The 24,274-nt window shown below is 65.9% G+C and carries 22 protein-coding genes and 3 tRNA genes; 16 read left to right on the top strand and 9 right to left on the bottom strand.

Annotation, left to right across the window (positions count from 1 at the left end; all coding sequences use genetic code 11):
* Positions 1-156: 156 nt before the first annotated feature.
* The 3 genes from ACZ9BC_RS06530 to ACZ9BC_RS06520 are packed head-to-tail and all read left to right on the top strand — an operon-like array spanning position 157 to position 3,376.
* Positions 157-1,326 carry a Gfo/Idh/MocA family protein gene (locus tag ACZ9BC_RS06530; RefSeq protein WP_079596357.1) on the top strand — a complete coding sequence of 390 codons (1,170 nt, stop codon included), beginning with the start codon at positions 157-159 and terminating at the stop codon, positions 1,324-1,326.
* Positions 1,326-2,540 carry a dihydrodipicolinate synthase family protein gene (locus ACZ9BC_RS06525; protein ID WP_476245226.1) on the top strand — a complete coding sequence of 405 codons (1,215 nt, stop codon included), beginning with the start codon at positions 1,326-1,328 and terminating at the stop codon, positions 2,538-2,540. Before ACZ9BC_RS06530 ends, ACZ9BC_RS06525 begins: the two co-directional genes overlap by 1 nt.
* Positions 2,537-3,376, top strand: a complete 840-nt coding sequence (locus ACZ9BC_RS06520) for a sugar phosphate isomerase/epimerase family protein (protein ID WP_476245225.1) — start codon at positions 2,537-2,539, stop codon at positions 3,374-3,376. The genes ACZ9BC_RS06525 and ACZ9BC_RS06520 overlap by 4 nt, the downstream gene beginning before the upstream one ends.
* A 119-nt stretch (positions 3,377-3,495) precedes the next feature.
* Here ACZ9BC_RS06520 and xylB read toward each other — a convergent pair whose 3' ends face one another.
* Positions 3,496-4,917 carry a xylulokinase gene (gene xylB, locus ACZ9BC_RS06515; RefSeq protein ID WP_476245224.1) on the bottom strand — a complete coding sequence of 474 codons (1,422 nt, stop codon included), beginning with the start codon at positions 4,915-4,917 and terminating at the stop codon, positions 3,496-3,498.
* A 3-nt stretch (positions 4,918-4,920) separates the two neighbouring features.
* Positions 4,921-6,108 (bottom strand): xylose isomerase, encoded by a 1,188-nt coding sequence (xylA, locus tag ACZ9BC_RS06510; RefSeq protein WP_476245223.1) that lies wholly within the window; start codon positions 6,106-6,108, stop codon positions 4,921-4,923.
* 131 nt (positions 6,109-6,239) lie between these two features.
* Between xylA and ACZ9BC_RS06505 the strand changes: the two genes are divergently transcribed.
* Entirely contained in the window at positions 6,240-7,469 is a 1,230-nt protein-coding gene (locus ACZ9BC_RS06505; protein WP_476245222.1) for an ROK family protein, read from the top strand.
* A gap of 77 nt (positions 7,470-7,546) precedes the next feature.
* On the opposite strand, the gene ACZ9BC_RS06500 is transcribed toward ACZ9BC_RS06505, so the two are convergent.
* Positions 7,547-7,619, bottom strand: a tRNA-Arg gene (locus tag ACZ9BC_RS06500).
* A 215-nt stretch (positions 7,620-7,834) separates the two neighbouring features.
* On the opposite strand from ACZ9BC_RS06500, the gene ACZ9BC_RS06495 reads away from it, so the two are divergent.
* From ACZ9BC_RS06495 to ettA, 3 genes are all read left to right on the top strand, one after another.
* Positions 7,835-8,395 (top strand): single-stranded DNA-binding protein, encoded by a 561-nt coding sequence (locus tag ACZ9BC_RS06495; RefSeq protein WP_476245221.1) that lies wholly within the window; start codon positions 7,835-7,837, stop codon positions 8,393-8,395.
* A gap of 117 nt (positions 8,396-8,512) precedes the next feature.
* The gene (locus ACZ9BC_RS06490) at positions 8,513-9,118 is read left to right on the top strand and encodes a DUF6993 domain-containing protein (protein ID WP_476245220.1); all 606 of its coding nucleotides are present in this window, start codon (positions 8,513-8,515) and stop codon (positions 9,116-9,118) included.
* A 49-nt stretch (positions 9,119-9,167) separates the two neighbouring features.
* A complete protein-coding gene (ettA, locus tag ACZ9BC_RS06485; protein ID WP_079596350.1) occupies positions 9,168-10,850 on the top strand; it encodes an energy-dependent translational throttle protein EttA in 1,683 nt (560 codons plus the stop codon).
* Positions 10,851-10,948: 98 nt separating this feature from the next.
* Here the strand turns inward: ettA and ACZ9BC_RS06480 are convergent, their stop codons facing one another.
* Positions 10,949-11,929 carry an acyl-CoA thioesterase gene (locus ACZ9BC_RS06480; RefSeq protein ID WP_476245219.1) on the bottom strand — a complete coding sequence of 327 codons (981 nt, stop codon included), beginning with the start codon at positions 11,927-11,929 and terminating at the stop codon, positions 10,949-10,951.
* An 83-nt stretch (positions 11,930-12,012) separates the two neighbouring features.
* Between ACZ9BC_RS06480 and ACZ9BC_RS06475 the strand changes: the two genes are divergently transcribed.
* Positions 12,013-12,672, top strand: a complete 660-nt coding sequence (locus ACZ9BC_RS06475; protein ID WP_476245218.1) for a DUF8185 domain-containing protein — start codon at positions 12,013-12,015, stop codon at positions 12,670-12,672.
* A 16-nt stretch (positions 12,673-12,688) separates the two neighbouring features.
* Here ACZ9BC_RS06475 and ACZ9BC_RS06470 read toward each other — a convergent pair whose 3' ends face one another.
* Both ACZ9BC_RS06470 and ACZ9BC_RS06465 read right to left on the bottom strand, forming a co-directional pair.
* Complete coding sequence (locus ACZ9BC_RS06470; protein WP_476245217.1) at positions 12,689-13,141, bottom strand: globin; 453 nt, start codon at positions 13,139-13,141, stop codon at positions 12,689-12,691.
* A gap of 2 nt (positions 13,142-13,143) precedes the next feature.
* Positions 13,144-13,830: a mechanosensitive ion channel family protein gene (locus tag ACZ9BC_RS06465; protein ID WP_079596346.1), complete on the bottom strand. Its 687-nt coding sequence runs from the start codon at positions 13,828-13,830 to the stop codon at positions 13,144-13,146.
* Positions 13,831-13,949: 119 nt separating this feature from the next.
* Here ACZ9BC_RS06465 and ACZ9BC_RS06460 point away from each other — a divergent pair, with 119 nt between their 5' ends.
* Entirely contained in the window at positions 13,950-14,936 is a 987-nt protein-coding gene (locus tag ACZ9BC_RS06460; protein ID WP_476245216.1) for a Rossmann-fold NAD(P)-binding domain-containing protein, read from the top strand.
* Here ACZ9BC_RS06460 and ACZ9BC_RS06455 read toward each other — a convergent pair.
* Positions 14,933-15,406 carry an OsmC family protein gene (locus tag ACZ9BC_RS06455; protein WP_476245215.1) on the bottom strand — a complete coding sequence of 158 codons (474 nt, stop codon included), beginning with the start codon at positions 15,404-15,406 and terminating at the stop codon, positions 14,933-14,935. The genes ACZ9BC_RS06460 and ACZ9BC_RS06455 overlap by 4 nt on opposite strands.
* Positions 15,403-17,979, bottom strand: a complete 2,577-nt coding sequence (pepN, locus tag ACZ9BC_RS06450; RefSeq protein WP_476245214.1) for an aminopeptidase N — start codon at positions 17,977-17,979, stop codon at positions 15,403-15,405. Before pepN ends, ACZ9BC_RS06455 begins: the two co-directional genes overlap by 4 nt.
* A 164-nt stretch (positions 17,980-18,143) precedes the next feature.
* Here pepN and ACZ9BC_RS06445 point away from each other — a divergent pair, with 164 nt between their 5' ends.
* The 3 genes from ACZ9BC_RS06445 (at position 18,144) to ACZ9BC_RS06435 (ending at position 20,698) form a co-directional block, all read left to right on the top strand.
* Entirely contained in the window at positions 18,144-19,163 is a 1,020-nt protein-coding gene (locus tag ACZ9BC_RS06445; protein ID WP_476245213.1) for a hypothetical protein, read from the top strand.
* 78 nt (positions 19,164-19,241) lie between these two features.
* Entirely contained in the window at positions 19,242-19,736 is a 495-nt protein-coding gene (locus ACZ9BC_RS06440; protein ID WP_079596341.1) for a ribose-5-phosphate isomerase, read from the top strand.
* Positions 19,736-20,698 carry an Fpg/Nei family DNA glycosylase gene (locus tag ACZ9BC_RS06435; protein ID WP_476245212.1) on the top strand — a complete coding sequence of 321 codons (963 nt, stop codon included), beginning with the start codon at positions 19,736-19,738 and terminating at the stop codon, positions 20,696-20,698. Before ACZ9BC_RS06440 ends, ACZ9BC_RS06435 begins: the two co-directional genes overlap by 1 nt.
* A 114-nt stretch (positions 20,699-20,812) precedes the next feature.
* Here ACZ9BC_RS06435 and ACZ9BC_RS06430 read toward each other — a convergent pair.
* Positions 20,813-20,883 (bottom strand) — tRNA-Gly (locus ACZ9BC_RS06430).
* A gap of 142 nt (positions 20,884-21,025) precedes the next feature.
* Between ACZ9BC_RS06430 and ACZ9BC_RS06425 the strand changes: the two genes are divergently transcribed.
* The 4 genes from ACZ9BC_RS06425 (at position 21,026) to ACZ9BC_RS06410 (ending at position 24,131) form a co-directional block, all read left to right on the top strand.
* Positions 21,026-21,100: transfer RNA gene (locus tag ACZ9BC_RS06425), tRNA-Pro, on the top strand.
* An 81-nt stretch (positions 21,101-21,181) separates the two neighbouring features.
* Positions 21,182-22,582 (top strand): trigger factor, encoded by a 1,401-nt coding sequence (tig, locus tag ACZ9BC_RS06420; protein ID WP_476245211.1) that lies wholly within the window; start codon positions 21,182-21,184, stop codon positions 22,580-22,582.
* Between the two features lie 229 nt (positions 22,583-22,811).
* Complete coding sequence (locus tag ACZ9BC_RS06415; protein ID WP_079596338.1) at positions 22,812-23,435, top strand: ATP-dependent Clp protease proteolytic subunit; 624 nt, start codon at positions 22,812-22,814, stop codon at positions 23,433-23,435.
* A 36-nt stretch (positions 23,436-23,471) separates the two neighbouring features.
* A complete protein-coding gene (locus tag ACZ9BC_RS06410) occupies positions 23,472-24,131 on the top strand; it encodes an ATP-dependent Clp protease proteolytic subunit (RefSeq protein ID WP_079596337.1) in 660 nt (219 codons plus the stop codon).
* Positions 24,132-24,274 lie beyond the last annotated feature (143 nt).

Here is a 24,274-nt window from a genome sequence, read left to right as displayed (position 1 = left end):
CGATAAGCCAATAAAGCGGTTACCACATTATGGCAGTTGGAAGATCCTTTCGGAAAGCGCTTGCCAACTAAGTCATGGCGGTGCATGATGGATGCAGTGGGAATGCGCTTTCCCAGTACAGCTTGAGTAAAACTGCTCACTCACCGTGGAGGACACATGGGCTTCGAAACAAAGACGATCCGCATCGCCATGAACGGCATCACCGGCCGGATGGGTTACCGCCAGCACCTGCTGCGCTCCATCCTTCCCATCCGCGACGCCGGCGGCTTCACCCTGGAAGACGGCACCAAGGTCCAGGTCGAACCGATCCTTGTGGGCCGCAACGAGGCCAAGATCCGCGAACTCGCCGAAAAACACAAGGTTGCCGAATGGACCACGGATCTCGAGTCCGTGATCAACGACCCCACCGTGGATGTCATCTTCGACGCCTCCATGACCAGCCTCCGCGCTGCGACACTGAAGAAGGCCATGCTGGCCGGCAAGCACATCTTCACCGAGAAGCCCACGGCTGAAACCCTCGAGGAAGCCATCGAGCTGGCACGCATCGGCAAGGAAGCCGGCGTTACCGCGGGCGTCGTCCACGACAAGCTCTACCTCCCCGGCCTGGTCAAGCTCCGCCGCCTGGTGGACGAAGGCTTCTTCGGCCGCATCCTCTCCATCCGCGGTGAATTCGGCTACTGGGTCTTTGAAGGCGACATCCAGGCCGCCCAGCGCCCGTCCTGGAACTACCGCAAGGAAGACGGCGGCGGAATGACCACGGACATGTTCTGCCACTGGAACTACGTCCTCGAAGGCATTATCGGCAAGGTCAAGAGCGTCAACGCCAAGACCGCCACCCACATCCCCGCCCGCTGGGACGAGGCCGGCAAGGAGTACAAGGCTACGGCCGACGACGCCTCCTACGGCATTTTCGAACTTGAGACCCCCGCCGGCGACGACGTCATCGGCCAGATCAACTCCTCCTGGGCGGTCCGGGTCTACCGCGACGAACTCGTTGAATTCCAGGTGGACGGCACGCACGGCTCCGCCGTCGCCGGCCTGAACAAGTGCGTCGCCCAGCAGCGCGCCCACACCCCCAAGCCGGTCTGGAACCCGGACCTTCCGGTCACCGAATCCTTCCGCGACCAGTGGCAGGAAGTGCCCGCCAACGCGGAACTGGACAACGGCTTCAAGCTGCAGTGGGAAGAATTCCTCCGCGACGTCGTCGCCGGCCGGGAACACCGCTTCGGACTGCTGTCCGCCGCCCGCGGCGTCCAGCTTGCCGAACTGGGCCTGCAGTCCAACGACGAACGCCGCACCATCGACATCCCGGAGATCACCCTCTAATGACCTCGCTCATCCTTCCTTCCCACGACGGCGGCACCAGGGAGTACCGCCTGCAGGGCGGCACCACCTGGGCGCGCCCCACCGCCCCGCTGACTGCCCGGCGCGCTTACGCCGCCGCGCACGTCATCCCTGAAGTCCTGGCCGACAACACCCCTGGCGCCCCGGCCCGGCTCGACTGGGAGGCCACCATGGCCTACCGGCACGAGCTGTGGTCCTACGGCCTCGGCGTTGCCGACGCCATGGACACGGCCCAGCGCGGCATGGGCCTGGACTGGGCAGCGACCCAGCAGCTCATCAAGCGGACCGGCGTGGAGGCTGCCTCGGTGGTTTCCGCCGGGAACGCCGCCACGGCGGGCAAGACCGTCCGTGACCTTGTCTCCTGCGGTGCCGGCACCGACCAGCTGGACATCCTCTCCCTTCCCACCGGCGAAGCGGGCCTGAAGGCCGTCCTTGAGGCCTACCGGGAGCAGATCGCCGTGATCAGCGAAGCGGGGCCCAAGGTCATCCTGATGGCATCGCGTGCCCTGGCAAAGGTCGCCAACGGCCCCGAGGATTACCTGCAGGTGTACTCCACCCTGCTGCAGGAAGTGGACCAACCGGTCATCCTGCACTGGCTGGGCACCATGTTCGACCCCGCCCTGGCGGGCTACTGGGGCTCAGACGATGTCGCCGCCGCCACCGAAACGTTCCTTGGCCTCATCCGGGACAATGCGGACAAGGTTGACGGCGTCAAGGTCTCGCTGCTCGATGCCAGCCACGAGGTGGCCCTCCGCGCGGCGCTGCCCGAAGGCGTGCGCCTCTACACCGGCGACGACTTCAACTACCCGGAGCTTATCGACGGCGATGGCAGCCACCACTCCGACGCCCTGCTCGGCATCTTCGCGGCGATCTACCCGGCCGCCTCGGTGGCACTGCAGAACTACGATGCAGGCAACGCCGCCAAGGCCCGTGAAATCCTCGATTCCACCCGCGAACTGGGCAAGCACATCTTCAGCGCCCCCACGTTCTACTACAAGACCGGCATCGCCTTCATGTCCTGGCTGAACGGCAAGCAGCCCGGCTTCCAGATGGTGGGCGGCCTGCACTCCGGCCGCTCGGTCTGCCACCTCGCCAAGACCTTCGAACTGGCGGACCAGGCCGGCCTGCTCAAGGACCCCGCCCTGGCTGCCTTCAGGATGTCCGACTACCTGCGGATCAACGGAGTGGGAGTATGAGCGACTTCTCCCGGCTGTCCATCAACAGCGCCACCACCAAGAAGTGGACACTCGCCCAGGTTGTAGAGGGCTGCGTCAGGGCGGGCATCCCCGCCATCGGCCCCTGGCGGGACCGCGTGGAGGAAGCCGGACTGGACAAGGCTGCGCGCCTGATTAAGGACGCCGGCCTGCGCGTCTCCTCCCTCTGCCGGGGCGGCTTTCTCACAGCAGCCGACGCCGAGGGGCAGGCCGCGGCGCTCGCTGACAACCGCGCGGCGATCCTTGAGGCCGTAGCACTGGACACCCGGGAACTTTTCCTGGTGGTGGGCGGCCTCGCGCCGGGGGAGAAGGACGTGGTGGCGGCGCGCCGGCGCGTTGCTGACCGCCTCGCGGACCTCGTTCCGTTCGCGCAGGAGAACGGTGTCCGGCTGGTCCTGGAGCCGCTGCACCCGATGTATGCCGCGGACCGCGCCCTGATCTCCACCCTGGGCCAGGCGCTGGACCTCGCAGCACCGTTCGATGCATCGACGGTGGGCGTCGCCGTCGATACCTTCCACGTCTGGTGGGACCCGGAACTGAAGGCACAGATTGAACGGGCCGGACGGGAAAACAGGATCGGCTCCTACCAGGTCTGCGACTTCAACATGCCCATTGCTGCCGACCCGCTGCTCTCGCGGGGTTACATGGGCGACGGCGTGGTGGACTTCGCCACGATCGGTACCTGGGTCCGGGATGCCGGTTACACCGGTGACATCGAAGTGGAAATCTTCAATCAGGACATCTGGGACACGGACGGCAATACCGTCCTGGCCACAGTGAAGAAGCGCTACGCGGAGCTTGTCCTCCCGTACGCCTGACACGCTCTGGATGTCCTGTCCAGACCGCGGGCTCCTGCTACGTCACGGCAGGAGCCTGCGCCCCACATATGAATGGACCCGGACCGCTCAGCGGTCCGGGTCCATTCTTCTTTACGGCCTCACTGCCCGTGCAGGGCAGCCCAGCGCCGGTACCGGGCCAGGACTCCGCCGTCGTCCTTCGCTGCAGGAAGGTCGACGGCGTCCAGCGCCCAGGAGGGGAACTGCCCGGTGAGCGCTGCGGCGGCCTGGCGGGCAGCGCCGTCGGCAACGTATTCGCCCGGCTTCGGGACGGTGACGGCGACGCCGAGGAGCCGCGCGGCCGCATCCTGAACCGCGGGAGACTGTGCGCCGCCGCCCACCAGGATGACCCGCCGGGCCACCACCCCCTGGTCCTGGAGTGCCGCCAGGCCGTCCGCCAGTGAGCAGACAACGCCCTCGACGGCGGCCCGGGCCAGGTTGGCGGTCGTGTAGTTGGCGCGGGTGATGCCGTGCAGGGAACCGGTGGCGTCGGGCAGATTGGGGGTCCGCTCGCCGTCAAAGTAGGGCACCAGGGTCAGGCCCCCCGCGCCGGATCCCGAGGAGAGCGCAAGATCATTGAACTCCCGCAGGTCCACGCCCAGCAGCGCCGCGGTGGCATCAAAAACCCGGGTTGCATTGAGGGTGCATACGAGTGGCAGGTAGTGGCCAGCGGCATCGGCGAAGCCCGCTACCAGTCCTGACGGATCGGCTGCCGGGATGTCCGACACGGCAAAAACCGTGCCGGACGTACCCAGCGACACCACAACGTCGCCCAGCGCGGCGCCTGCACCCAATGCTGCGGCCGCGTTGTCGCCGGCGCCTGCCGCAATCAGGCAGCCCTGAGGGGTCCTGCCCGCTGGTTCCAGCGGACCAAGCACCTTCGGCAGCAACGGGACGTGACCCAGTGAGGCGGACAGGACATCGGGGAGATACTGTCCATCCGCGCTTGAGTAGTAGCCCGTGCCCGAAGCGTCCGAGCGGTCCGTGACCAGCGCCTTCAGGCCGGCCCCGCCGCTTCCCGGACCGAAGCCCATCAGCCGCCAGGTCAGCCAGTCATGAGGAAGGCAGACGGCAGCCACCTTCGCCGCGTTCTCCGGCTCATTCTGTGCAAGCCAGTGCAGCTTGGTGATGGTCAGCGACGCTACCGGGACGGTGCCGGTTGCACCGGCCCAGTAGCGTGCACCGGCAGCGGCGTCACCGTCACCGGCCGTCTTGATCAGGTCCGCCGCGGCGCCTGCACTCCGGGTGTCGTTCCAGAGCAGGGCGGGCCGGACGACGTTGCCGGTATCATCCAGGCACACCATGCCGTGCTGCTGTCCCCCGACGGAAACCGCGGCCACATCCTCCAGCCCGCCGGCCTGCCTGATGGCTTCCTGCAGTGCGGACCACCAGTGGTCGGGGTGGACCTCGCTGCCCTCGGGGTGGGCGGCGCGGCCCTGCCGGACGAGCGCTCCGGTGTCCGCGTCGCGGACCACCACCTTGCAGGACTGGGTGGAGCTGTCAATGCCTGCTACAAGAGCCATGGCTTAGCGGGCGTTGAGGAGGTGTTCGATGGCGAGCTGGTTGAGCCGGACGAACGCGAAGGAACGCTCCGCGGCTTTGTCGGCGTCAAAGTCCTCGAAGGAGGCGGCGTCGGCGAGCAGGTCTGCGGCGGTCTCACCGGCTGCCAGGGTGGGCTGGCCGAGCTCGAACACGCCGGAGGCAGCGAGGGCTTCCTGGACCTGGGGGTCGGCGCGGAATGCGGTGGCGCGTTCCTTCAGCAGCAGGTACATGGCCATGTTGGCTTTTGCTGATTCCCAGACGCCGTCGTAGCCGTCCGTGCGGGAGGGCTTGTAGTCGAAGTGGCGGGGGCCTTCATAGCGGGGTCCGCCGTTGGGGAAGCCGTTTTCGAGCAGGTCCACGGTGAAGAAGGCGCTGGTGAGGTCGCCGTGGCCGAAGACGAGGTCCTGGTCGTATTTGATGCCGCGCTGGCCGTTGAGGTCGATGTGGAAGAGCTTGCCGGCCCACAGCGCCTGGGCGATGCCGTGCGTGAAGTTCAGGCCTGCCATCTGCTCGTGCCCGGTTTCGGGGTTCAGGCCCACGATGTCGCCGTGTTCGAGCTGTGCAATGAACGCCAGGCCGTGCCCGACGGTGGGCAGGAAGATGTCACCGCGGGGCTCGTTGGGCTTGGGCTCAAGCGCGATCCGCAGGTTGTAGCCCTTGTCCTTGATGTAGGCCGCGGCGGTATCCACGCCCTCGCGCATCCGGTCCAGGGCGGCCGAGAGGTCCTTCGAACCGTCGTACTCGCTGCCCTCGCGTCCGCCCCACATAACAAAGGTTTCGGCTCCGAACTCGGCGGCGAGGTCGATGTTGCGCAGGACCTTCGAGAGGGCAAAGCGGCGGATGGAGCGGTCGTTGGAGGTGAACCCGCCGTCCTTGAACACCGGGTGGCTGAACAGGTTGGTGGTCACCATCGGAACCTTCAGCCCGGTCTCGGCCAGCGCGGTCCGGAAGTTCTTCAGGATCAGCTCACGCTCTGAGACGGTGGCGTCGAAGGGAACCAGGTCGTTGTCGTGGAAGGTGATGCCGTATGCACCCAGTTCAGCCAGACGGTGGACCGCTTCGACCGGGTCGAGGGCGGCGCGGGTGGCAACACCGAAGGGGTCGGCGCCGGTCCAGCCTATGGTCCACAGGCCGAAGGTGAAGTTGTCCGCGGGAGTGGGGGAGAGAGTCATGATGCGTCCTTGCAGTCAGGTGCCGCCTTGGTGCGGCTATTAGTTTATTGCCTGAACTATATGCGTGGACGTAGGCTGGGGTCAACAGCCCCGGCCTCCCGCCGGCAAAATTCTTTTCAAGGAGCGTCCTGATGGTGATGCCGGTGCCGGCCGCAGTCCTTACCGAGTCCGCCGTGCCCGGCAGCATGGGTGATGTTCGCCGGAGCAACCTTGCCCTCGTTCTGGGAAGGATCGCCCAGGCCTCCGCTGATACCCATCTCACCCGCGCCCAGGTTGCCTCGGCCACGGGCCTCACCAAGGCGTCGGTTTCGAGCCTGGTCCTGGAGCTCCTGGAAGCCGGGCTTGTCCGCGAAATAGGGCTGAACCCGCAGGGGGAGCGCGGGCGGCCGGGTGTGGGTCTGCAGCTTAACCCGGACCGCGCGGTGATGGGCATGGAAATCAATGTCGACTACATCGCGGCCGGAGTCATCGACCTCGCGGGTACCCTGCTGGTGCAGGAAATCCAGGAGCGCGACAACCGGGACAGCGACAGCGGCCCTGTCATGGACGCCCTTGCCCTGCTGGCGGCGACGGTGACCAGCGCGGCGGGCAAGCGCGGCGTCCAGATCCTTGGGGGCGGGCTGGCTGTACCCGGGCTCGTGGATGCTGCGACGTCAAGGGTCCTCCTCGCCCCGAACCTCGGCTGGACCGGCGTCGACCTCGATCTCGCCCGGCTGCTGCCGGGTACTGCTTTGGGTGTTGCCCTGTTCAACGAAGCCAACGCTGCCGCCTTGGCCGAACTCCAGCACCGGCAGGCCAATGGTGGCTCCGGCTTCCTCTTCGTATCAGGGGAGGTGGGTGTTGGCGGCGGGCTGGTCATCGGGGCAGAACTGTTCACCGGGCCTGAAGGGCATGCCGGCGAAGTGGGGCATGTGGTGGTGGACCCTGACGGAAGCCTGTGTTCCTGCGGCGGAACCGGATGCCTGGAAACAGTGGCCGGCCAGGACGCCATCTTCACGGCAGCCGGCATCTCAGGCAGCCGGACACGCTCTGAAAACATGTCCGCCCTGGTGGATTCCCTGACGGCGGGGGAGCCCGGTGCCCTGCTCGCCGTCGATCGTGCCGGCAAATACCTGGGCATGGCTCTTGCCTCAACCGCCAGGGTGACGGACATCGGTTCGGTGGTGCTGGGCGGCCACTTTGCGGTCCTCGACCCCTGGCTGCGGGCGCCGCTCGTGGCGAGCCTTGAAAAGTACGCGCCGGGCAGGATCGCCGCGGAGCAGGTGTCCCTCACTGCTGTGGGGCAAGCCGGAGCGCTGCTTGGCGCGGCGGGCAGCGTGGTCCGCTCGCTCGTCGAGGCGCCATACCTGGTTCAGCCCTAGCACTGGGGGAATTTAAGAAAGAAAACACCCCGGTCCGAAGACCGGGGTGCTACCGATGACCCGACTCATCACATCGGTGCCCCAGGAGGGAATCGAACCCCCGACCGGCGGATTAGAAGGCCGCTGCTCTATCCCCTGAGCTACTGAGGCGGGTGCATCCGGGCCTGAAGCCTGGCGCCTCAAAAAGTTTACATTGCCCGGACTGCCAGTGGTGTCGCTTCCCGGCAACACCTGACTTCTCCTCAACAAGGAGCTGAGGGCCGTGCTTTGTCCACATAGAAGCGCCCCGGCCTACCTCCTGTTGTTCGCCGGGATGATGCTGGTTTTGCCTGCTAAGGCACCACCATTGAAGACAGGACGTAAAGATGAGCGACACCACCATCACGATCCGGGGATTCGTTGCCACCGAGATCAAAAGCGGCACAACGCCAGGGGGAGTGGCGACCGCCTCTTTCCGGATTGGTTCCACCTCGCGGCGGCGTGACAAGGAAACGGGCGCCTGGATGGACGGCCACACCAACTGGTTCCTGGTCCAGGGCTACCGCCACCTCGCGGGAAGCATGGGCTGCAGCATCAGAAAGGGACAGCCGGTCATCGTGGTTGGCACGCTGAAAATCCGCAGCTGGGAACGGGACGGCAGGGTCTACTACTCACACACCATCGATGCTGACGCCGTGGGTCACGACCTCACCTGGGGTACTGCCAACTTCATCCGATCCTCCACCAAGCCGCTTCTCTCTCTCGTTGACCAGGACGCCCCCCTCGCCGGCGACCACAGTGCCGGTACCGACGGACCGTTCGACGAACCCGGGGACGGCGACGAGGACCTGGGCGGCGATCCTGCCGCTGCCTACATCGAGGACAGCAACGGCGACCTTGTGCCACTGGATCTGGAAACGGGGGAGCTCGCGGAATCAGGAGTGTAGGAACTGTCATCAACGCCCTCTCAAGTTCCTGGGCGGGCAGGGCTTCGGCACCCCCCGGCCGTGCCCTGTCCGCCCAGGCTGCATCACCGGCTCCGGGACCCGTGGCAGAATGACAGCATGCGGCACAACCTGGACCACCGGCACAATCATGGAGCCGGTGCCTCACCGGCTGCTCCTCCAGAAACGATCAGGGCCCGCACCATGATGCTTCGCTTCGCCGCGGGTGTAGCCCTCGTCGCCGTCATGGCCGGCTGCATCCCGGGTTCCACCGCTTCGCCCGGACCCGCAGACAGTGGAACCCAGGCAACGGAAACTGCGGCCGCGGCGGCACAGGACAGCGGTACCCAGGACAGCGGTACCGAGGGCAACGGCGAGGAAGGTGGGGACGCGCTCGCGGACACCTCAGCCGCACCGTCAGCCAGCGCGGAAGCGGCGGCCACCGAAACGGTCAGGCAGACCGTGACAAACACCCTGACCCAGCTGGCAGCGGCGGCGCCGAAACCCGCCACCGCCCAGGTCAGCGATGCACTCACCGGCGCGGGCATTGCCCCCGCTGTCCTTCAGGTTTCGCAAAGCCGTACCCCCACCGGCCTTGAAGCCGACGCCATCGAGGCGGCGGTGCTGCAGGGGAACGACTGCGTCATCGGCCAGGTCCGGGAAGGAACAGTCACCGTCACGGTCCTTCCGGTGCTGGCCAGCGGCAAGTGCTTCGTAGGGTCCTGAGTCCGCCGTAAATGTGAGTTATGCCCGCCTACCCACTAGATTTGGAACCATGGCGGAATTTATCTACACAATGACCAAGGCCCGTAAGGCCGTTGGCGAAAAACTCATTCTTGATGACGTAAGCATGTCATTCTTCCCCGGTGCCAAGATCGGTGTTGTGGGCCCGAACGGTGCCGGTAAGTCCACCATCCTCAAGATCATGGCCGGACTGGACACCCCCTCAAACGGCGAGGCCCGGCTCAGCCCCGGCTACAGCGTAGGGATCCTGCTGCAGGAACCGCCGCTGAACGAAGAAAAGACCGTCCTGGGCAACGTCCAGGAAGGCGTAGGCGAGATCTACGGCAAGATCCAGCGGTTCAACGAAATTTCCGAGGAAATGGCCAGCCCCGATGCTGACTACGACACCCTCCTCGAGGAAATGGGCAAGCTTCAGGAAGCCATCGACGCCGCCGACGCCTGGGACCTCGACTCCCAACTGGAACAGGCCATGGACGCGCTCCGCTGCCCGCCCGCCGACGCCGACGTTACCAACCTTTCCGGTGGTGAACGCCGCCGCGTGGCCCTCTGCAAGCTTCTCCTGCAGAAGCCCGACCTGCTCCTCCTTGACGAGCCCACCAACCACCTGGACGCTGAAAGCGTGCTCTGGCTCGAACAGCACCTCTCCAGTTACCCGGGCGCCGTCCTGGCCGTAACCCACGACCGGTACTTCCTCGACCACGTTGCCGAGTGGATTGCCGAGGTGGACCGCGGCCACCTGTACCCCTACGAAGGCAACTACTCCACGTACTTGGAGAAGAAGCGTGCCCGCCTGGAAATCCAGGGCAAGAAGGACGCCAAGCAGGCCAAGCGGCTTGCCGAGGAACTCGAGTGGGTGCGTTCCAACGCCAAGGGCCGCCAGACCAAGTCGAAGGCCCGCCTGGCACGCTACGAGGAGATGGCTGCCGAAGCGGACCGCACCCGCAAGCTGGACTTCGAAGAAATCCAGATCCCGCCGGGACCCCGCCTGGGCGGCCTGGTGCTGGAAGCGAAGAACCTCCAGAAGGGCTTTGAAGACCGGACCCTGATCGACGGGCTCTCCTTCACCCTGCCCAGGAACGGCATCGTCGGCGTTATCGGCCCCAACGGTGTCGGCAAGACCACGCTGTTCAAGACCATCGTCGGCCTGGAACCGCTGGATGGTGGAGACCTGAAGATCGGTGACTCGGTCAAGATCTCCTACGCGGACCAGAGCCGCGGCGGCATCGACCCCAACAAGACGCTGTGGGAGGTCGTCTCCGACGGGCTCGACTTCATCCAGGTGGGCAACGTCGAAATGCCGTCCCGCGCCTACGTTGCGGCCTTCGGCTTTAAGGGCCCGGACCAGCAGAAGAAGGCCGGTGTGCTCTCCGGCGGTGAGCGCAACCGCCTGAACCTCGCCCTGACGCTCAAGCAGGGCGGCAACCTCCTGCTCCTTGACGAGCCCACCAATGACCTCGACGTCGAAACCCTCAGCAGCCTGGAGAACGCGCTGCTTGAGTTCCCCGGCTGCGCCGTGGTGGTCTCGCACGACCGTTGGTTCCTGGACCGGGTTGCCACGCACATCCTGGCCTATGAAGGTGACGAGGAGAACCCATCCAAGTGGTACTGGTTCGAGGGCAACTTCGAATCCTATGAGGAGAACAAGGTGGAGCGTCTGGGCCCCGATGCGGCCAAGCCGCACCGCGTCACCCACCGCCGCCTGACCCGCGACTAGGGATCCAGGCACCGGCCGCCCGACCGGTCACCAGCAAGGGCAAAAGGAGGCCGGCACCCGTTTGGGTGCCGGCCTCCTCCGTACGTAATGCAATCCTGCTAGTCCCGCACAGCCTTGCGGATCTGGTGCTCCAACACCTTGGACTGGAAGGCGCCCACCACCTTGTTCTTCAGGTCGGTGGGCACGCGGACCATGCCCTCCTGGGCAACGGAGGCAACGTGCTGCCCGGCCCGGTTGAAGATCTTGCCGGTGGCAAGTCCCCGTGCACCCTGCGCGCTCGGGGACTCCTGGACGTAGAGGAGCCATTCGTCCACCCGGGCGGGGCGGTGCCACCACATGGCGTGGTCCAGGCTCGCCACATTCATGCCCGGTGTGATCCAGCTCAGCCCGTGCCGCCGCAAAATGGACTCAAGCAGGGTGTAATCGCTCGCATACGCCAGGGCGGCCCGGTGCAGGTTGGCATTGTCCGGCATCGGCCCGAACGTCTTCATCCACACGGCGTTCCGGGCTTCCTTCGTGCCCTTGGCCGAAACGTACAGCGGCGGATCGATGTGCCGGATATCGAAGGGCCGCTCATACGCCCAGTGCCTGGCCACCGGGTGGTCGAACTTCCCCAGCAGGTCAGCGGTGCTGGGCAGGGACTCCGGGTCCGGGATACCGGCGGGCATCGTGGATTCGTGCTCGATGCCTTCGTCCTCCCCCTGGAAGGACGCGATCATGGACAGGATCGGCACGCCGTCCTGATAGGCGTGGACCCTCCGTGCGGAGAACGACCGGCCGTCACGGAGGCGCTGGACACCGAACGTGATGGGCTTGTTGGCGTCGCCGGGGCGCAGGAAATAGCCGTGCATGGAGTGGACAAAACGCCCGTCGTCCACGGTCCGGATGGAGGCGATGAGTGACTGTGCCAGGACCTGGCCGCCGAATACCCGGTGGTGCGGCTGCTGCTGGGACGGTCCAAGGAAAATGTCCTCGTCCGTCCGGGCTCCTTCCAGCTGGCCAAGGTCGAGAAGTTTGATCAGCGATGCGGTGGGGTCACCGCTGGGAGGTGCCAGGAGTCCGGCTTCGGCTTCAGTCATGGTTTGACTCTAGACGGAGCCCCGGTGCCGCTCAACCAGCCGGGGCAGTGTCCAATCAGCGTGCACCCGGTAGTGTTCTTGGTGTGTCTGATCTTCTTACCTCGTCCTTCCGTTTCGCCGACCCCAGGGATCTCGCCGACCTGAAGACGTACGTCACACGGGCAAAAGCGATCGACGACGGCGCTATCCGGCTGCAGGCGGCAGGTTCCGTCCTCGCCGCGTACGTGTGCGTGCTGCGGCCCCGGCTGCTGGGCGAATCCACGCCCACCATCCTGGGCCTGCGCACCATGGCGCTGGCGGCACCTTCGGAAACGGACGTGACCGTCCCGCTGTCGGCCGTCCTGGACCGCCTCGCCCGGGCAGGGGAAGGCGACGTCGAACTGCCGGTTCCGCCGGCTACGGTCACCGAGTCCTGGACGGGCGTCAGCGCCCCGAGGGGCGGCTGGGAACTTGTGGGCTCGCTCAGCGACTCCGCCCTGCGGCAGGCGGCAGAGGCCGGCATCGCCGAAGTGGCGGGAATTGTTCCGGACAAGCCCGGAGCACTGATCGTGAATAACGCCCGCGCCGCGGTCTGGGGCAGGGACATGGACTCCTCGGGGCTGCCGACGGGAGCGGCCTTCGCGGCCCTTGCCTTAGGCTTCCTCGCCGACGGCGACCAGAAGCTCTACCGTGCAGGCCGCTGGTTCCGGCTCTCGGGCAGCCGCGGGCACGTGCTGGCGCGCACCGGAAGCGGTCTGCTCTAAGGGCGGAGCTGCAGGGTCAGGAGCCGGACGGGCTGTTCACCATGGACAACGCCGCGCGCTCCATGTAGTCCCACAGCGTCCCCTCGTGCAGGGGCGGCAGTTCAAGGGCCTCCACGGCCTTGCGCATGTGGAACAGCCAGCGGTCCTTGGCCTCCGGCGACACCTTGAACGGCATGTGCCGCATCCTGAGACGCGGATGACCGCGCTCTTCACCGTAGGTGGTGGGTCCGCCCCAGTACTGCTCCAGGAACATCAGGAAGCGCCGTTTGGCTGGTCCCAGGTCCTCTTCGGGGTACATCGGGCGCAGCAGCGGATCGGTGGCCACGCCGTCGTAGAAAACGTCGATCAGCTTGACGAACGTTTCGTGGCCGCCCACGGCGTCGTAGAAGTTGTCGGTGTAGCCGGGCTGGCTGAAGGGATCGTTCTGCATCAGCTGGCGTGGCTGCTGCGGTCCTACGGGAATGGTCATCGCTATTCTCCGGCTTTCTGCTCGGTCTTCGTGTTCTCGGCGCCGTGATCCGAGCTCTGGTCCGTGGTGCCGTCTTCCGATTCATGCAACGGCACATAGTTGCCCTGCGAACGGTTGCCTACCCTCAGGATCTCACCGTTGCGCAGGTACCAGATGGCGCCGTCGTCGGACCGGACCCGCGTGATGCGCAGGCCCATGGATTCAACCACGCCCACCACCTCGCTGGTTTCGATCACGTCGCCGATGCCGAACTGGTCTTCAATGGTAATGAAAATCCCGGCCAGGAAGTCGCGGATCAGCTGCTGGGCGCCGAAGCCGATGGCTACACCGAGGATACCGACGCTGGTCAGGAGCGGCGCGATGTTGATGTCGAGGTTCTGCAGAACGTACATGCCGGTGATGACCACCACCAGCACCCCCACGATGCTGTTCAGCAGTGAACCGATGGTTTCCGCCCGCTGCACCCGGCGTTCGTGATCCAAGGCCCGGAAAGCGGGAGCCGCCCACTTGAACGTGGGTTTCTTGAAGAAGTTGCTCCCGGACGCCACCCGCGAGGTGATGCGGGAGATGACGAACGTCGCCGCCAGCCAGACGGCGACGCCGACGCCCAGGCTGATCACGATCCCCGTAATGCTGATGCCGTCCGGGTCGGTGGCGGCGGAAGGGAGGACTGACAACATGCTGACCATAGGGAAGAAGTGCTCCTTGGGGTTTGTGCCGGCAGAACCGGGACGAGTTGCTTCAGCGCCGGTTATGCCGGGGCGGAAGCCTCTGTTCTGTCTTAACCCTAGCGCCGTAGCGTGGGGCCATGCGCATCCTTGTCCTCGGCGGAACCGCCTTCCTGTCCGCAGAAATCGCCGGCCAGGCAGTGGCGGCCGGGCACCATGTCGCGTGCCTGGCCCGCGGATCAGCGGTTCAGCCGCCCAGCGGTGCGGCCTGGATCAGGGCCGACCGTTCACTGGACGCGAACCCCTACGCCGGTGTGTCGGGGGACTGGGATGCCGTCGTCGAGGTTGCCCGCGATCCGGACCCCGCACAGGGTGCCCTGGATGCCCTTGCACAGCGGGCAGGCCACTGGACTTTTGTTTCCAGCTGTTCCGTGTATGCCAACCATTGCGTGCCGGGCGCGGCGGAGGACGCGGCCCTTCTGCCTGCACTGCCGCCCGGAGCGCAGTCAACAGCGGAGAACTACGGTGAATCCAAGGTGGCAATTGAGGAAGCCACCCTCGGGGCAATGGTCGGCAGGGTCCACCTCTGCCGCGCAGGGCTCATTGGCGGTCCCGGGGACGCTTCCGACCGGTACGGCTACTGGCCGGGCCGCTTCGCCCGGGACAGCGGGCCCGTCATCGTTCCGGACATTGACGCGGATCCTACGCAGGTCATCGACGTCCGCGACCTTGCAGCCTGGATCCTGCTCGCCGCGGAACAGGGAACCAGCGGCGTGCTCAACGCCGTGGGGGACCAGGTGCCGTTCGGCCAGTACGTGGGCGCATCCCGCCACATAACCGGCCATACCGGCTCCGTGGTGCCTGCACCGGAAGCGTGGCTGGTGGGTCAAGGAGTGGTGTACTGGGCGGGACCCGATTCCCTGCCGCTCTGGCTTCCTCCGGACCATGAAGGCTTCATGGCGCGCAGCAACCAGGCCGCCCGGGCGGCCGGCCTGGTGCTGCGGCCGTGGCAGGAAACCCTGGAGGACACGCTCCGGGATGAACGCGCCCGCGGGCTGGCCCGGCCCCGCAAGGCGGGACTGGCGCCGGAGACGGAGGCCCGCCTTGTCAGCAGACTGGCTGCCTAAGCCACCGCCGTTTCCGGTTCGTGGTCCACGGGAAAGTTCACGCTGCGGGCGATGAAACAGACCTGGTTGGCCTCGTGGTGGAGCCGGCCGGCCAGCTCCACCTGGCTGGCGTCGGCGACTGTGACATGGGGACGCAGCGTCACCCGCTCGAACTGGCCGCTGCCGTCCCGGTTCAGCCGCATCAGGCCGGAGGCCTCGTCCCGGTAGGCGGTCACCACTACCCCGTGTTTGACTGCCACGTGCAGGTATGAGAGCAGATGGCACTGGGCCAGGGCGGCCAGGAGCAGCTGCTCGGGGTTGTACCGCTCGCGGTCGCCATGGAAGGTGGGGTCAGCGGATCCCTTCAGGACCGGCAAGCCGGGAATGACCACGTCATGGTCACGTGAGTAGCCGCGGTAGGACGACGTCCCGTGACCCAGGTTGCCGGTCCACTCCACGGCCAGGCCGTAGCGGTGCTCAGACAGGCTCATGCGTTTCCCTTCCCGTCCCCGCTGCCATCCGCGGCCCGTGCGCGCAGTGCCCGGGCAACGCCGTCGCGGTTTTCCAGCATCATCCGCCGCAGCGCGGCACTCTCTGGCGGCAGGGCTTCCAGGAAGCCGTCCGTACGGTCAACGGTGGCCTGGGTGGTCAGCAGCGCGGGGTAGAGCCCGACGACGATCTGCTGGGCGAGTGCGTGCGTGCGGTTCTCGACGATGCCCGGCACCGCCTCGAAGTACTTCTCCGCGTAGGGTTCCAGCAGCGACCGGTCGAGGACCCGCATGAAGCCGGTCACCGCCGACCCCTGCAGGGCGTTGGACAGTTCGCCCTTGACCACGATGGAGTCCCAGGCCGCGGCCTTCGCCTCGGGGGTGGGGATGGCGGCCTTGGCCAGAGCCGCCGCGTTCTGGCCGCTGGAGGTGTTGTCGCGCGCCAGTTCGGCGTCGATCCCCTCCTGTTCCATCCGGCCGCCGGCAACGAGGGAAGCCACGAGCTCCCAGCGCAGGTCCTGGTCGACGGCCAGTCCTTCCAGGACTGCCGATCCGTCCAGCAGCCCTGCCACGCTGTCCAGGTGGGCCGCGCTGCCGGCCAGCAGCGCAAAGGACTTCACGAACTGCAGCTGCGCGTCGGACCCGCCGGGCACCCCGGAGGCGAGGTCCCAGAGCCTGTCCGCCGCGGCTGCCGTGGCAGCCTCGCGGTGCTCTTCGGCCACGTAGAAGTTCAGTGTGGTGGCGAGCTGGCGGAGCTGTACCAGGATCACCGAGGAGTCTGTCTCCGCCGCCACGTTGGAGAGGATGAGCTCCACGTACTTCCGGGCCGGGGTCTCGCCGTCACGGGCTGCATCCCAGGCGGAATTCCAGACCAGGGTGCGCGGCAGGCTGTCCTGGAAGTCCTTGAGGTGTGCCGTGGCCGTTGCCAGTGACTTCGGGTCCAGCCGGACCTTGGCGTAGGCGAGGTCGTCGTCGTTGACCAGGATGAGGTCCGGCTGGGGCAGGCCCACCAGCCCGGGAACGTCGGTGCGTTCGCCGTCGACGTCCAGTTCCTCGCGGTGCACCCGCTCGAGTTTTCCGGCAGCGTTGAGGTTGTAGAAGCCCACGGCGAGCCTGTGCGGGCGGATGCTGGGCCATTCCTCCACCGCGGACTGGACGATGGTGAAGGAGCGCAGCGAACCGTCGGCATCAGCTTCCAGCTCCGGGGCGAGGGTGTTCACCCCGGCAGTTTCAAGCCATTGCCGTCCCCAGTCATCCAGGTCCCGCCCGCTGGCCTTCTCCAGTTCCACCATGAGGTCGCCCAGTTCGGTGTTCTGCCAGGAGTGCTTGGCGAAGTATTCACGGACGCCCGCCATAAACTGCTCCGGCCCCACCCATGCCACCAGCTGGCGGAGGACGGATGCACCCTTGGCATAGGTGATGCCGTCGAAGTTCACCTCGACGTCCTGCAGGTCGTTGATCTCGGCGAAGATCGGGTGGGTGGTGGGCAGCTGGTCCTGACGGTAGGCCCAGGATTTTTCCACCGAGGCGAAGGTGGTCCACGCGCTGGTGAAGGAGGTGGCTTCCACCGCCGCAAGGTGGGACATGTACTCCGCGAACGATTCATTGAGCCACAGGTCGTTCCACCAGCGCATCGTCACGAGGTCCCCGAACCACATGTGCGCGAGTTCGTGCAGGACGGTGATGGCACGGCGTTCAACCTGTGCGCCGGTGACCTTTCCGCGGAAAATGTAGCCTTCCAGGATGGTCACGGCACCGGCGTTTTCCATGGCCCCGGCATTGAACTCCGGGACGAACAGCTGGTCGTACTTCGCAAAGGGGTAGGGGCAGCCGAACTGCTCTTCGAAGAAGGCAAAACCCTGCCGGGTCAGTTCGAAGATGTTGTCCGCATCCAGGTACTGCATGAGCGATTTCCGTGCGAAGACGCCCAGCGGGATCACCCGCCCGTCTGAGCTGGCCACCTCGCTGCGCACCGACTGGTACGGGCCCGCAATCAGCGCCGTGACGTAGGAGGACAGCCGCGGCGTGGCAGGGAAGGTCCAGGTGGAGCGGGCGCCGCCGTCGTCGCCCGGCGTGGCCTGCGCCGGCTCGGGGGTGGGGGAGTTCGAGATGACGTCCCAGTGGGATGGTGCCGTTACGGTGAATGCGAACGTCGCCTTCAGGTCCGGCTGCTCGAAAACGGCGAACATCCGGCGTGAATCGGGAACCTCGAACTGCGTGTACAGGTAGACCTCGTTGTCCACCGGGTCCACGAAGCGGTGCAGCCCTTCGCCGGTATTCATGTACGGCGCATCGGCAACGACGGTGAGCTCATTGGTTTCCTGCAGGCCGGGCAGCTGGATGCGCACGCCGTCCGCCACCGAGGCCGGGTCCAGGCTGCGGCCGTTGAGCGTCACGCTGTGCACGGTGCGGGTCACGGCATCGATGAAGGTGGAGGAGCCAGGCTTCGCGCTGAACTTTACGGTGGTGGTGCTCCCGAAAACCTCCCCGCCCCTTGTCAGGTCCAGCTGGACGTCATAGGACTCGACGGTAATGAGTTCGGCGCGTTCGCGGGCCTCAGCGCGCGTCAGGTTCATGCCTGGCAAATGGACCTCCAGAAAGTTGCGGTTGCCGGCTGGGGGTACCCAGCTCCGGCACTGATCATTCTTGCATTGGCTGACCCCTTGGCAAGTTGCCCTGGTCACAGCCCGTGACGCCACCTGACGGGTTAGGGGCCCGGCACCAGGGGTAGCGTTAAGTCATGGGAAAGTTTTTGGATTCGGTGGATGCCAAGGCCCTGCGCTTTGCCATCGGGTTTCCCGTCGTCCTGGCGGCCGCTTTCGTCCTGGGCGCGTCATTGCTGCGGCGGGACCTCCCCGAGCCGCTCGCCATCCGCTGGACGGACGACGGCGGAGCCGCCTTCGCGCCCTTCGGCGCCTATGTGGGCGGGGGAGCGCTGATGATTGTGGTTTTCGGCTGGCTGGTCCTCTGCCAGGCGGTACCGGTGGGCAGGCCGGTCCTGATGCGGCGCATCATGATGGGCGCCGGGCTTTTCCTGAGCCTCTTCATCACCAGCGCACTTGCCGCGGGCCTGGTGGGCCAGGCGGGTGTAGCCGATGCCCGTGATTCCCGGGTTGACCTGACGGTCCTTGCGCTCGGCGCCGGTGCCGCGTTGCCACTTGGTGTGATCATGGCCCTCGTCTACAAAGCGGACCAGCAATGGTCCCCGGATGACGACAGGGCCCTGCAGTCCGCCATTGCCAGGGAGCTGGACCCGGATCTGACCCGGGACAGCATCCGGCTGTGGGTTCATGCCAGGAGCTCGGTCTTCGTCATGATTGCCATCGCCTCGGTGTTCCCGGCGGTCCTGATCGGCATAGCAGTTCCCTGGCTCGGTGTCCTGCTCATAGCCGTGGCATTTTTTGGTGCTGCCTTCCTGTGCGCCCGCGTCAAGGCGGACCGCGGCGGGCTGAAAGTCCTGCTGGCCGGCGTCGTGCCGGTCATGGACATTCCCGCCGGATCCATCTCGGCCGCCAGCGCAGCGGATGTCCGGGCTGCGGACTACGGCGGGTGGGGCTACCGGAACCACGGTGGAACCGCCGCCATGCTCGTCAGCAGCGGCCCCGCCGTCGTCGTCAGCAAAACGGACGGACAGCGGCTGGCGGTGAGCGGCGGGAGCCAGGCCTCGGCCGCCCGCCTGGCCGAAGTCCTCACCCGGGTGGCTGCCCGGGCGAGGCGGGGCGGCGGCCCCTCGCCTGCGGCGGGCCTGCCGGAGTCCTAGTATTCTTGTCCGTGTTGTTCTACGGGCCGGCGCCCCTTGTGCCGGCTGCCAGCGCCGCCAACTGAACGGATTCTGCTCGTGACCTCTTCCCCTGCCTTCCCGCGGGTCCACATCGCCACCGACCACGCAGGCATGGAGCTTAGCGCCCACCTCGTGTCCCACCTGACGGCCAAGGGATACGAAGTGGTGGACCACGGACCCAAGGTCTACGACGCCCAGGACGACTACCCGTCCTTCTGCATCAACGCCGCCCTGGCTGTAGTGGCTGACCAGCAGGCAGGTGTCCATGCGCTGGGCATCGTGTTGGGCGGATCAGGCAACGGTGAGCAGATCGCGGCGAACAAGGTCAAGGGCGTCAGGGCAGCCCTCGCCTGGAACCACTCCACGGCTACCCTGGCCCGTGAGCACAACGACGCGAACGTGGTGGCCGTGGGCGGCCGGCAGCACACGGTGGAGGAAGCAACGGAACTTATCGAAGCCTTCCTGGCCGAGCCTTTCAGCAACGACGAGCGGCACGTCCGCAGGATTGGCAAGATCGCCGCCTACGAGGCCACCGGCGAGGTTGTCGAGTAGTGCCTGAAGGGCATTCGGTCCGGCGCCTGGCGCGCCAGTTCGGGGACGTTTTCACCGGGGAAAGCCTCGCCGTGACCAGCCCCCAGGGCAGGTTCAGCGGGGGAGCGGCGCTGCTCGACGGCCATACGCTGCTCGCCGCCGAAGCCCACGGGAAGCACCTCTTCCTGCACTTCGACAACGCATTGGTGCTGCACGTCCACCTGGGCCTGTACGGTGCCTGGAGCTTCGGCGGCGACAGCACCTTCACGGGGTCTTCGAGCATTGGTGCGCCCCGCCGGGTAGGCGAGCAGGAGGCCTTCGCCGACGGGGAAGACGACGCCGTCGCCCCCTATGCAGGGCCGCCCGCCCCGGTCGGCGCGGTCCGGGTACGTCTTGCCGGCAGCCACGGCTGGGCTGACCTGCGCGGTGCAACAACCTGCGAAACCATCACCGCCGCCGAAGCTGACGCCGTGCTCGCACGGCTGGGGCCCGACCCATTGCGTAACCTCCGGGGCGATGCCGGCCGTTTTGCCGCCAACCTGCAAAACCGGAAAACACCGGTGGCCGCGCTGCTGATGGACCAGAAGATCATTGCCGGTGTGGGCAACGTGTACCGCGCCGAGGTCCTCTTCCGCCTGCGCCTGGACCCGTGGATGCCTGGGGCTGCCGTACCGGATACCACTGCCCGGAAACTGTGGCGTGACGTTGTGTCCCTCATGAACGACGGCGTGGCCGACGGCCGGATCATCACCACCCCGCCCAAGTACTGGACGGGCACCGGGCAGGCTGGCAGCGGGAAAGCGGGCACCGGGAAGCCGGCCGCCGCCGTCGTGAAGACCCATACGTTCCCTGCCCGGGAGGATGCGCACTTCGTCTACAAGCGCAACGGGCTGCCGTGCAGGGTCTGCCGCACCACCGTGCTGATCGCCGAGTTGGTTGCCCGCAAGCTGTACTGGTGCCCGTACTGCCAGCAGTCAGCCTGAAAATCGTTCCTGAAACACAAAAGGGCCCGAAACATAAAAAGGGCCCCGAACACGAAAAAGGCCCCGAACATAAAAAGGCCCCTCGGTGAGGGGCCTTTTTCGTTTGTTCCGCAGAGGGGACGACGGGAATCGAACCCGCGTAATCAGTTTGGAAGACTGAGGCTTTACCATTAAGCTACGTCCCCGAAGGAAGCTCCATCTGCAACATTAGCAGCTGGGAAACTCCGGGCTGGCTGTTCAAGCCGGATACAACTAAACCTAATCCAGGGGCTACGTGTCAAATGTGCAAAGACGGCGCGTATCACCGTAGACTTGCCTGTGCACTAACGGGGTGTAGCTCAGCTTGGCTAGAGCGCCTGCTTTGGGAGCAGGAAGTCGCAGGTTCAAATCCTGTCACCCCGACTCTGCGGCCCGGACCACTCGGCCTGGACAAAACATTGCGTTTGCAGAAACCCATCCCACAAACCCAGGAGTACTTAGACCGTGAAGAGCGCTGTCGAGAACCTCACCCCCACGCGGGTCAAGCTCAACGTTGAGGTTCCCTTTGAGGAACTGAAGCCCAGCATCGACTCGGCTTACAAGACTGTTGCTTCGCAGATCCAGGTTCCTGGGTTCCGTAAGGGCAAGGTGCCCGCAAAGCTCATCGACCAGCGCGTCGGCCGCGGCTACGTCCTGGAGACGGCCATCAACGACGGCCTCAACGGCTGGTACCAGGCTGCCGTGCAGGAATCCGGCATCCGCCCCCTGAGCCGTCCCGAGGTTGAAATCACCGAGGTTCCGGACCCTTCCGCCACTGACGGCGGCCTGAAGTTCGCCGCCGAGGTTGACGTCCGCCCCGAAATCGAACTGCCGGACTACGCCGGCATCAAGGTTGAGGTTGCAGCCGCACAGTCGTCCGACGAAGACGTGGACAAGGCCCTGGACGAACTGCGGGGCCGCTTCGGCACGCTGAAGTCCGTCGACCGTCCCGCAGCCGACGGTGACTTCCTCACCATCGACATCACCGCCACCATCGACGGCGAGGACGTGGACTCCGCTGCCGGCCTGTCCTACCAGGTTGGCTCCGGCACCATGCTCGAAGGCCTCGACGAAGCCGTGACCGGCCTCAGCACCGACGAGGACGCCATCTTCAACACCACCCTGGTGGGCGGCGACCACGCCGGCGAAGAGGCCCAGGTCAAGGTCGTTGTCAAAGCCGTCAAGGAGCGCGAGCTGCCCGAAGCGAACGACGACTTCGCCCAGCTGGCTTCCGAGTTCGACACCCTCGCCGAACTCCGCGAAGACCTTGCCAAGCAGGCTGCCGATTCAAAGGTCGTCGAGCAGGGCGTCGAGGCCCGCGACAAGGTCCTGGACAAGCTCGTTGAGCTCGTCGAGGTTCCTGTTCCGGACTCGGTGGTCGAAGAGCAGCTCGAAGCCCACTTCAAGGAGGGCAACGGCCACGGTGAGGGCGAGCATGACACCGAGGAGCACCGTGAAGAGGTCCGCGCCAACACCGCCCGCGCCTTCCAGAACGAGATCATCCTCGACGCCATTGCGGAGAAGGAAGAAGTCAACGTCAGCCAGAACGAGCTGATCGACTACATCGTCACCACCGCCAGCCAGTACGGCATGGACCCGAACCAGTTCGCCCAGATCATCGATCAGAGCGGCCAGGTCCCCATGATGGTTTCCGAGGTCCGCCGCCGCAAGGCGCTGGCCGTCGTCCTGGGCCAGGCCACCGTGACCGACACCGAGGGCAATGCTGTTGACCTGAGCGACTTCGTGCGCCCGGGCGGCGAAGAGGAAGCTCCCGCTGCAGAAGCCGAGGCGGTCGACACCGAAGCTGTCGACGCCGAAGCTACAGGCACCGCTGCCGAGGACGACAAGGCCGAGGCAAAGGCTTAGTCGCACGACGCATGGAACGGCCCCCGGATCGCGAGATCCGGGGGCCGTTCGCGTTCCGGCAGGGCTCCGGCGCGTCTGGTCCGCCGATCGTGCGCCGTCAGCGAACAGCCCTCGGGGCACGAACAAAATGTCGGTGAAACCGGTTAGTGTCCAAGTAGTGATTTTCAGTGATGTCACCGTCACCAGCGAGAGGTAAGTAAACATGTCACAGCACCCAGAGGCCCCCCGGATGGCGACCGTCGATCCTGCAGCCCAGGACAACTACATTTACAACCGCCTGCTGAAGGAGCGGATCATCTGGCTGGGTTCGGAGGTGCGGGACGACAACGCGAACGCCATCTGCTCGCAGCTGCTCCTCCTGTCCGCCGAGAACCCGGACAAGGACATCTACCTCTACATCAACTCCCCGGGCGGCTCTGTCACCGCCGGCATGGCCATCTACGACACCATGCAGTTCATCCCCAATGACGTCGTCACCGTGGCAACCGGCCTGGCCGCGTCCATGGGACAGTTCCTGCTGTCCTCCGGCACCAAGGGCAAGCGGTACGCCACCCCTAACGCCCGCGTCCTGATGCACCAGCCTTCGGGCGGCATCGGCGGCACCGCCTCGGACATCAAGATCCAGGCAGAACTCATCCTGCACATGAAGAAGGTCATGGCGGAGCTGACAGCCGAGCAGACCGGCCAGACCGTGGATACCATCCTCAAGGACAACGACCGCGACAAGTGGTTCACGGCCACCGAGGCCCTCGAGTACGGCTTCTTTGACAAGATCGCCGCGCATGCAGGTTCCGTGTCCGGCGGCGGCGGCACCGCCAACGGCACCTCCGGCGAGACTGCCTCACAGAACTAACCCGGCATCAAGAACACTCAGATCAGGAGCAATGACATGAACTACAACTTCGGGTGGTCCGCCGGTAATCTTCCGTCCAGCCGCTACGTCCTGCCGCAGTTCGAGGAGCGCACCCCGTACGGCTTCAAGCGCCAGGACCCCTACACCAAGCTCTTCGAGGACCGCATCATCTTCCTCGGCGTGCAGGTGGATGACGCTTCCGCTGACGACATCATGGCCCAGCTGCTGGTCCTCGAGTCCACCGACCCGGACCGCGACATCACCCTTTACATCAACTCGCCGGGCGGGTCCTTCACCGCCATGACGGCCATCTACGACACCATGCAGTACATCCGGCCGGAAATCCAGACCGTCTGCCTGGGACAGGCCGCAAGCGCCGCAGCCGTCCTCCTCGCCGCCGGAACCCCCGGCAAGCGCCTGGCATTGCCCAACGCCCGTGTCCTGATCCACCAGCCCGCCCTCTCCGGCGGCCAGGGCGGACAGGCCTCAGACCTGGAGATCCAGGCGGCGGAGGTCATGCGCATGCGGTCATGGCTTGAAGACACCCTGGCCCACCACTCGGGCCGTACGTCGGAGCAGGTCAACAACGATATCGAACGTGACAAAATCCTCACCGCCGACGAAGCCCAGGCGTACGGGCTGATCGACCAGGTCCTGGATTCACGCAAGATCAAACCTCAGGCAATTACGAGGTAGCAGCACGTAAAGCGCCGGTGCGGGCCAGTTCATTTGGCCCCACCGGCCTTTTCCTTCCACCCTTGGGAGCCAATGTGACCTAGAGTGGATGTTGTCACAACCGGCCCTCGCGGGCCGGGATAGATTCCAGCAACGGTGCAAGG

Source organism: Pseudarthrobacter sp. TE3704, assembly GCF_056279405.1.
Note: the sequence above shows the minus strand (reverse complement) of the source record. Positions and strands in the feature narration are given on the sequence as shown.

Coding starts and splice junctions, on each gene's coding strand:
- ACZ9BC_RS06530 (WP_079596357.1), top strand. CDS start 157: ATGGGCTTCGAAACAAAGACGATCCGCATCGCCATGAACGGCATCACC.
- ACZ9BC_RS06525 (WP_476245226.1), top strand. CDS start 1,326: ATGACCTCGCTCATCCTTCCTTCCCACGACGGCGGCACCAGGGAGTAC.
- ACZ9BC_RS06520 (WP_476245225.1), top strand. CDS start 2,537: ATGAGCGACTTCTCCCGGCTGTCCATCAACAGCGCCACCACCAAGAAG.
- xylB (WP_476245224.1), bottom strand. CDS start 4,917: ATGGCTCTTGTAGCAGGCATTGACAGCTCCACCCAGTCCTGCAAGGTG.
- xylA (WP_476245223.1), bottom strand. CDS start 6,108: ATGACTCTCTCCCCCACTCCCGCGGACAACTTCACCTTCGGCCTGTGG.
- ACZ9BC_RS06505 (WP_476245222.1), top strand. CDS start 6,240: ATGGTGATGCCGGTGCCGGCCGCAGTCCTTACCGAGTCCGCCGTGCCC.
- ACZ9BC_RS06495 (WP_476245221.1), top strand. CDS start 7,835: ATGAGCGACACCACCATCACGATCCGGGGATTCGTTGCCACCGAGATC.
- ACZ9BC_RS06490 (WP_476245220.1), top strand. CDS start 8,513: ATGCGGCACAACCTGGACCACCGGCACAATCATGGAGCCGGTGCCTCA.
- ettA (WP_079596350.1), top strand. CDS start 9,168: ATGGCGGAATTTATCTACACAATGACCAAGGCCCGTAAGGCCGTTGGC.
- ACZ9BC_RS06480 (WP_476245219.1), bottom strand. CDS start 11,929: ATGACTGAAGCCGAAGCCGGACTCCTGGCACCTCCCAGCGGTGACCCC.
- ACZ9BC_RS06470 (WP_476245217.1), bottom strand. CDS start 13,141: ATGACCATTCCCGTAGGACCGCAGCAGCCACGCCAGCTGATGCAGAAC.
- ACZ9BC_RS06465 (WP_079596346.1), bottom strand. CDS start 13,830: ATGGTCAGCATGTTGTCAGTCCTCCCTTCCGCCGCCACCGACCCGGAC.
- ACZ9BC_RS06460 (WP_476245216.1), top strand. CDS start 13,950: ATGCGCATCCTTGTCCTCGGCGGAACCGCCTTCCTGTCCGCAGAAATC.
- ACZ9BC_RS06455 (WP_476245215.1), bottom strand. CDS start 15,406: ATGAGCCTGTCTGAGCACCGCTACGGCCTGGCCGTGGAGTGGACCGGC.
- pepN (WP_476245214.1), bottom strand. CDS start 17,979: ATGAACCTGACGCGCGCTGAGGCCCGCGAACGCGCCGAACTCATTACC.
- ACZ9BC_RS06445 (WP_476245213.1), top strand. CDS start 18,144: ATGGGAAAGTTTTTGGATTCGGTGGATGCCAAGGCCCTGCGCTTTGCC.
- ACZ9BC_RS06415 (WP_079596338.1), top strand. CDS start 22,812: ATGGCGACCGTCGATCCTGCAGCCCAGGACAACTACATTTACAACCGC.
- ACZ9BC_RS06410 (WP_079596337.1), top strand. CDS start 23,472: ATGAACTACAACTTCGGGTGGTCCGCCGGTAATCTTCCGTCCAGCCGC.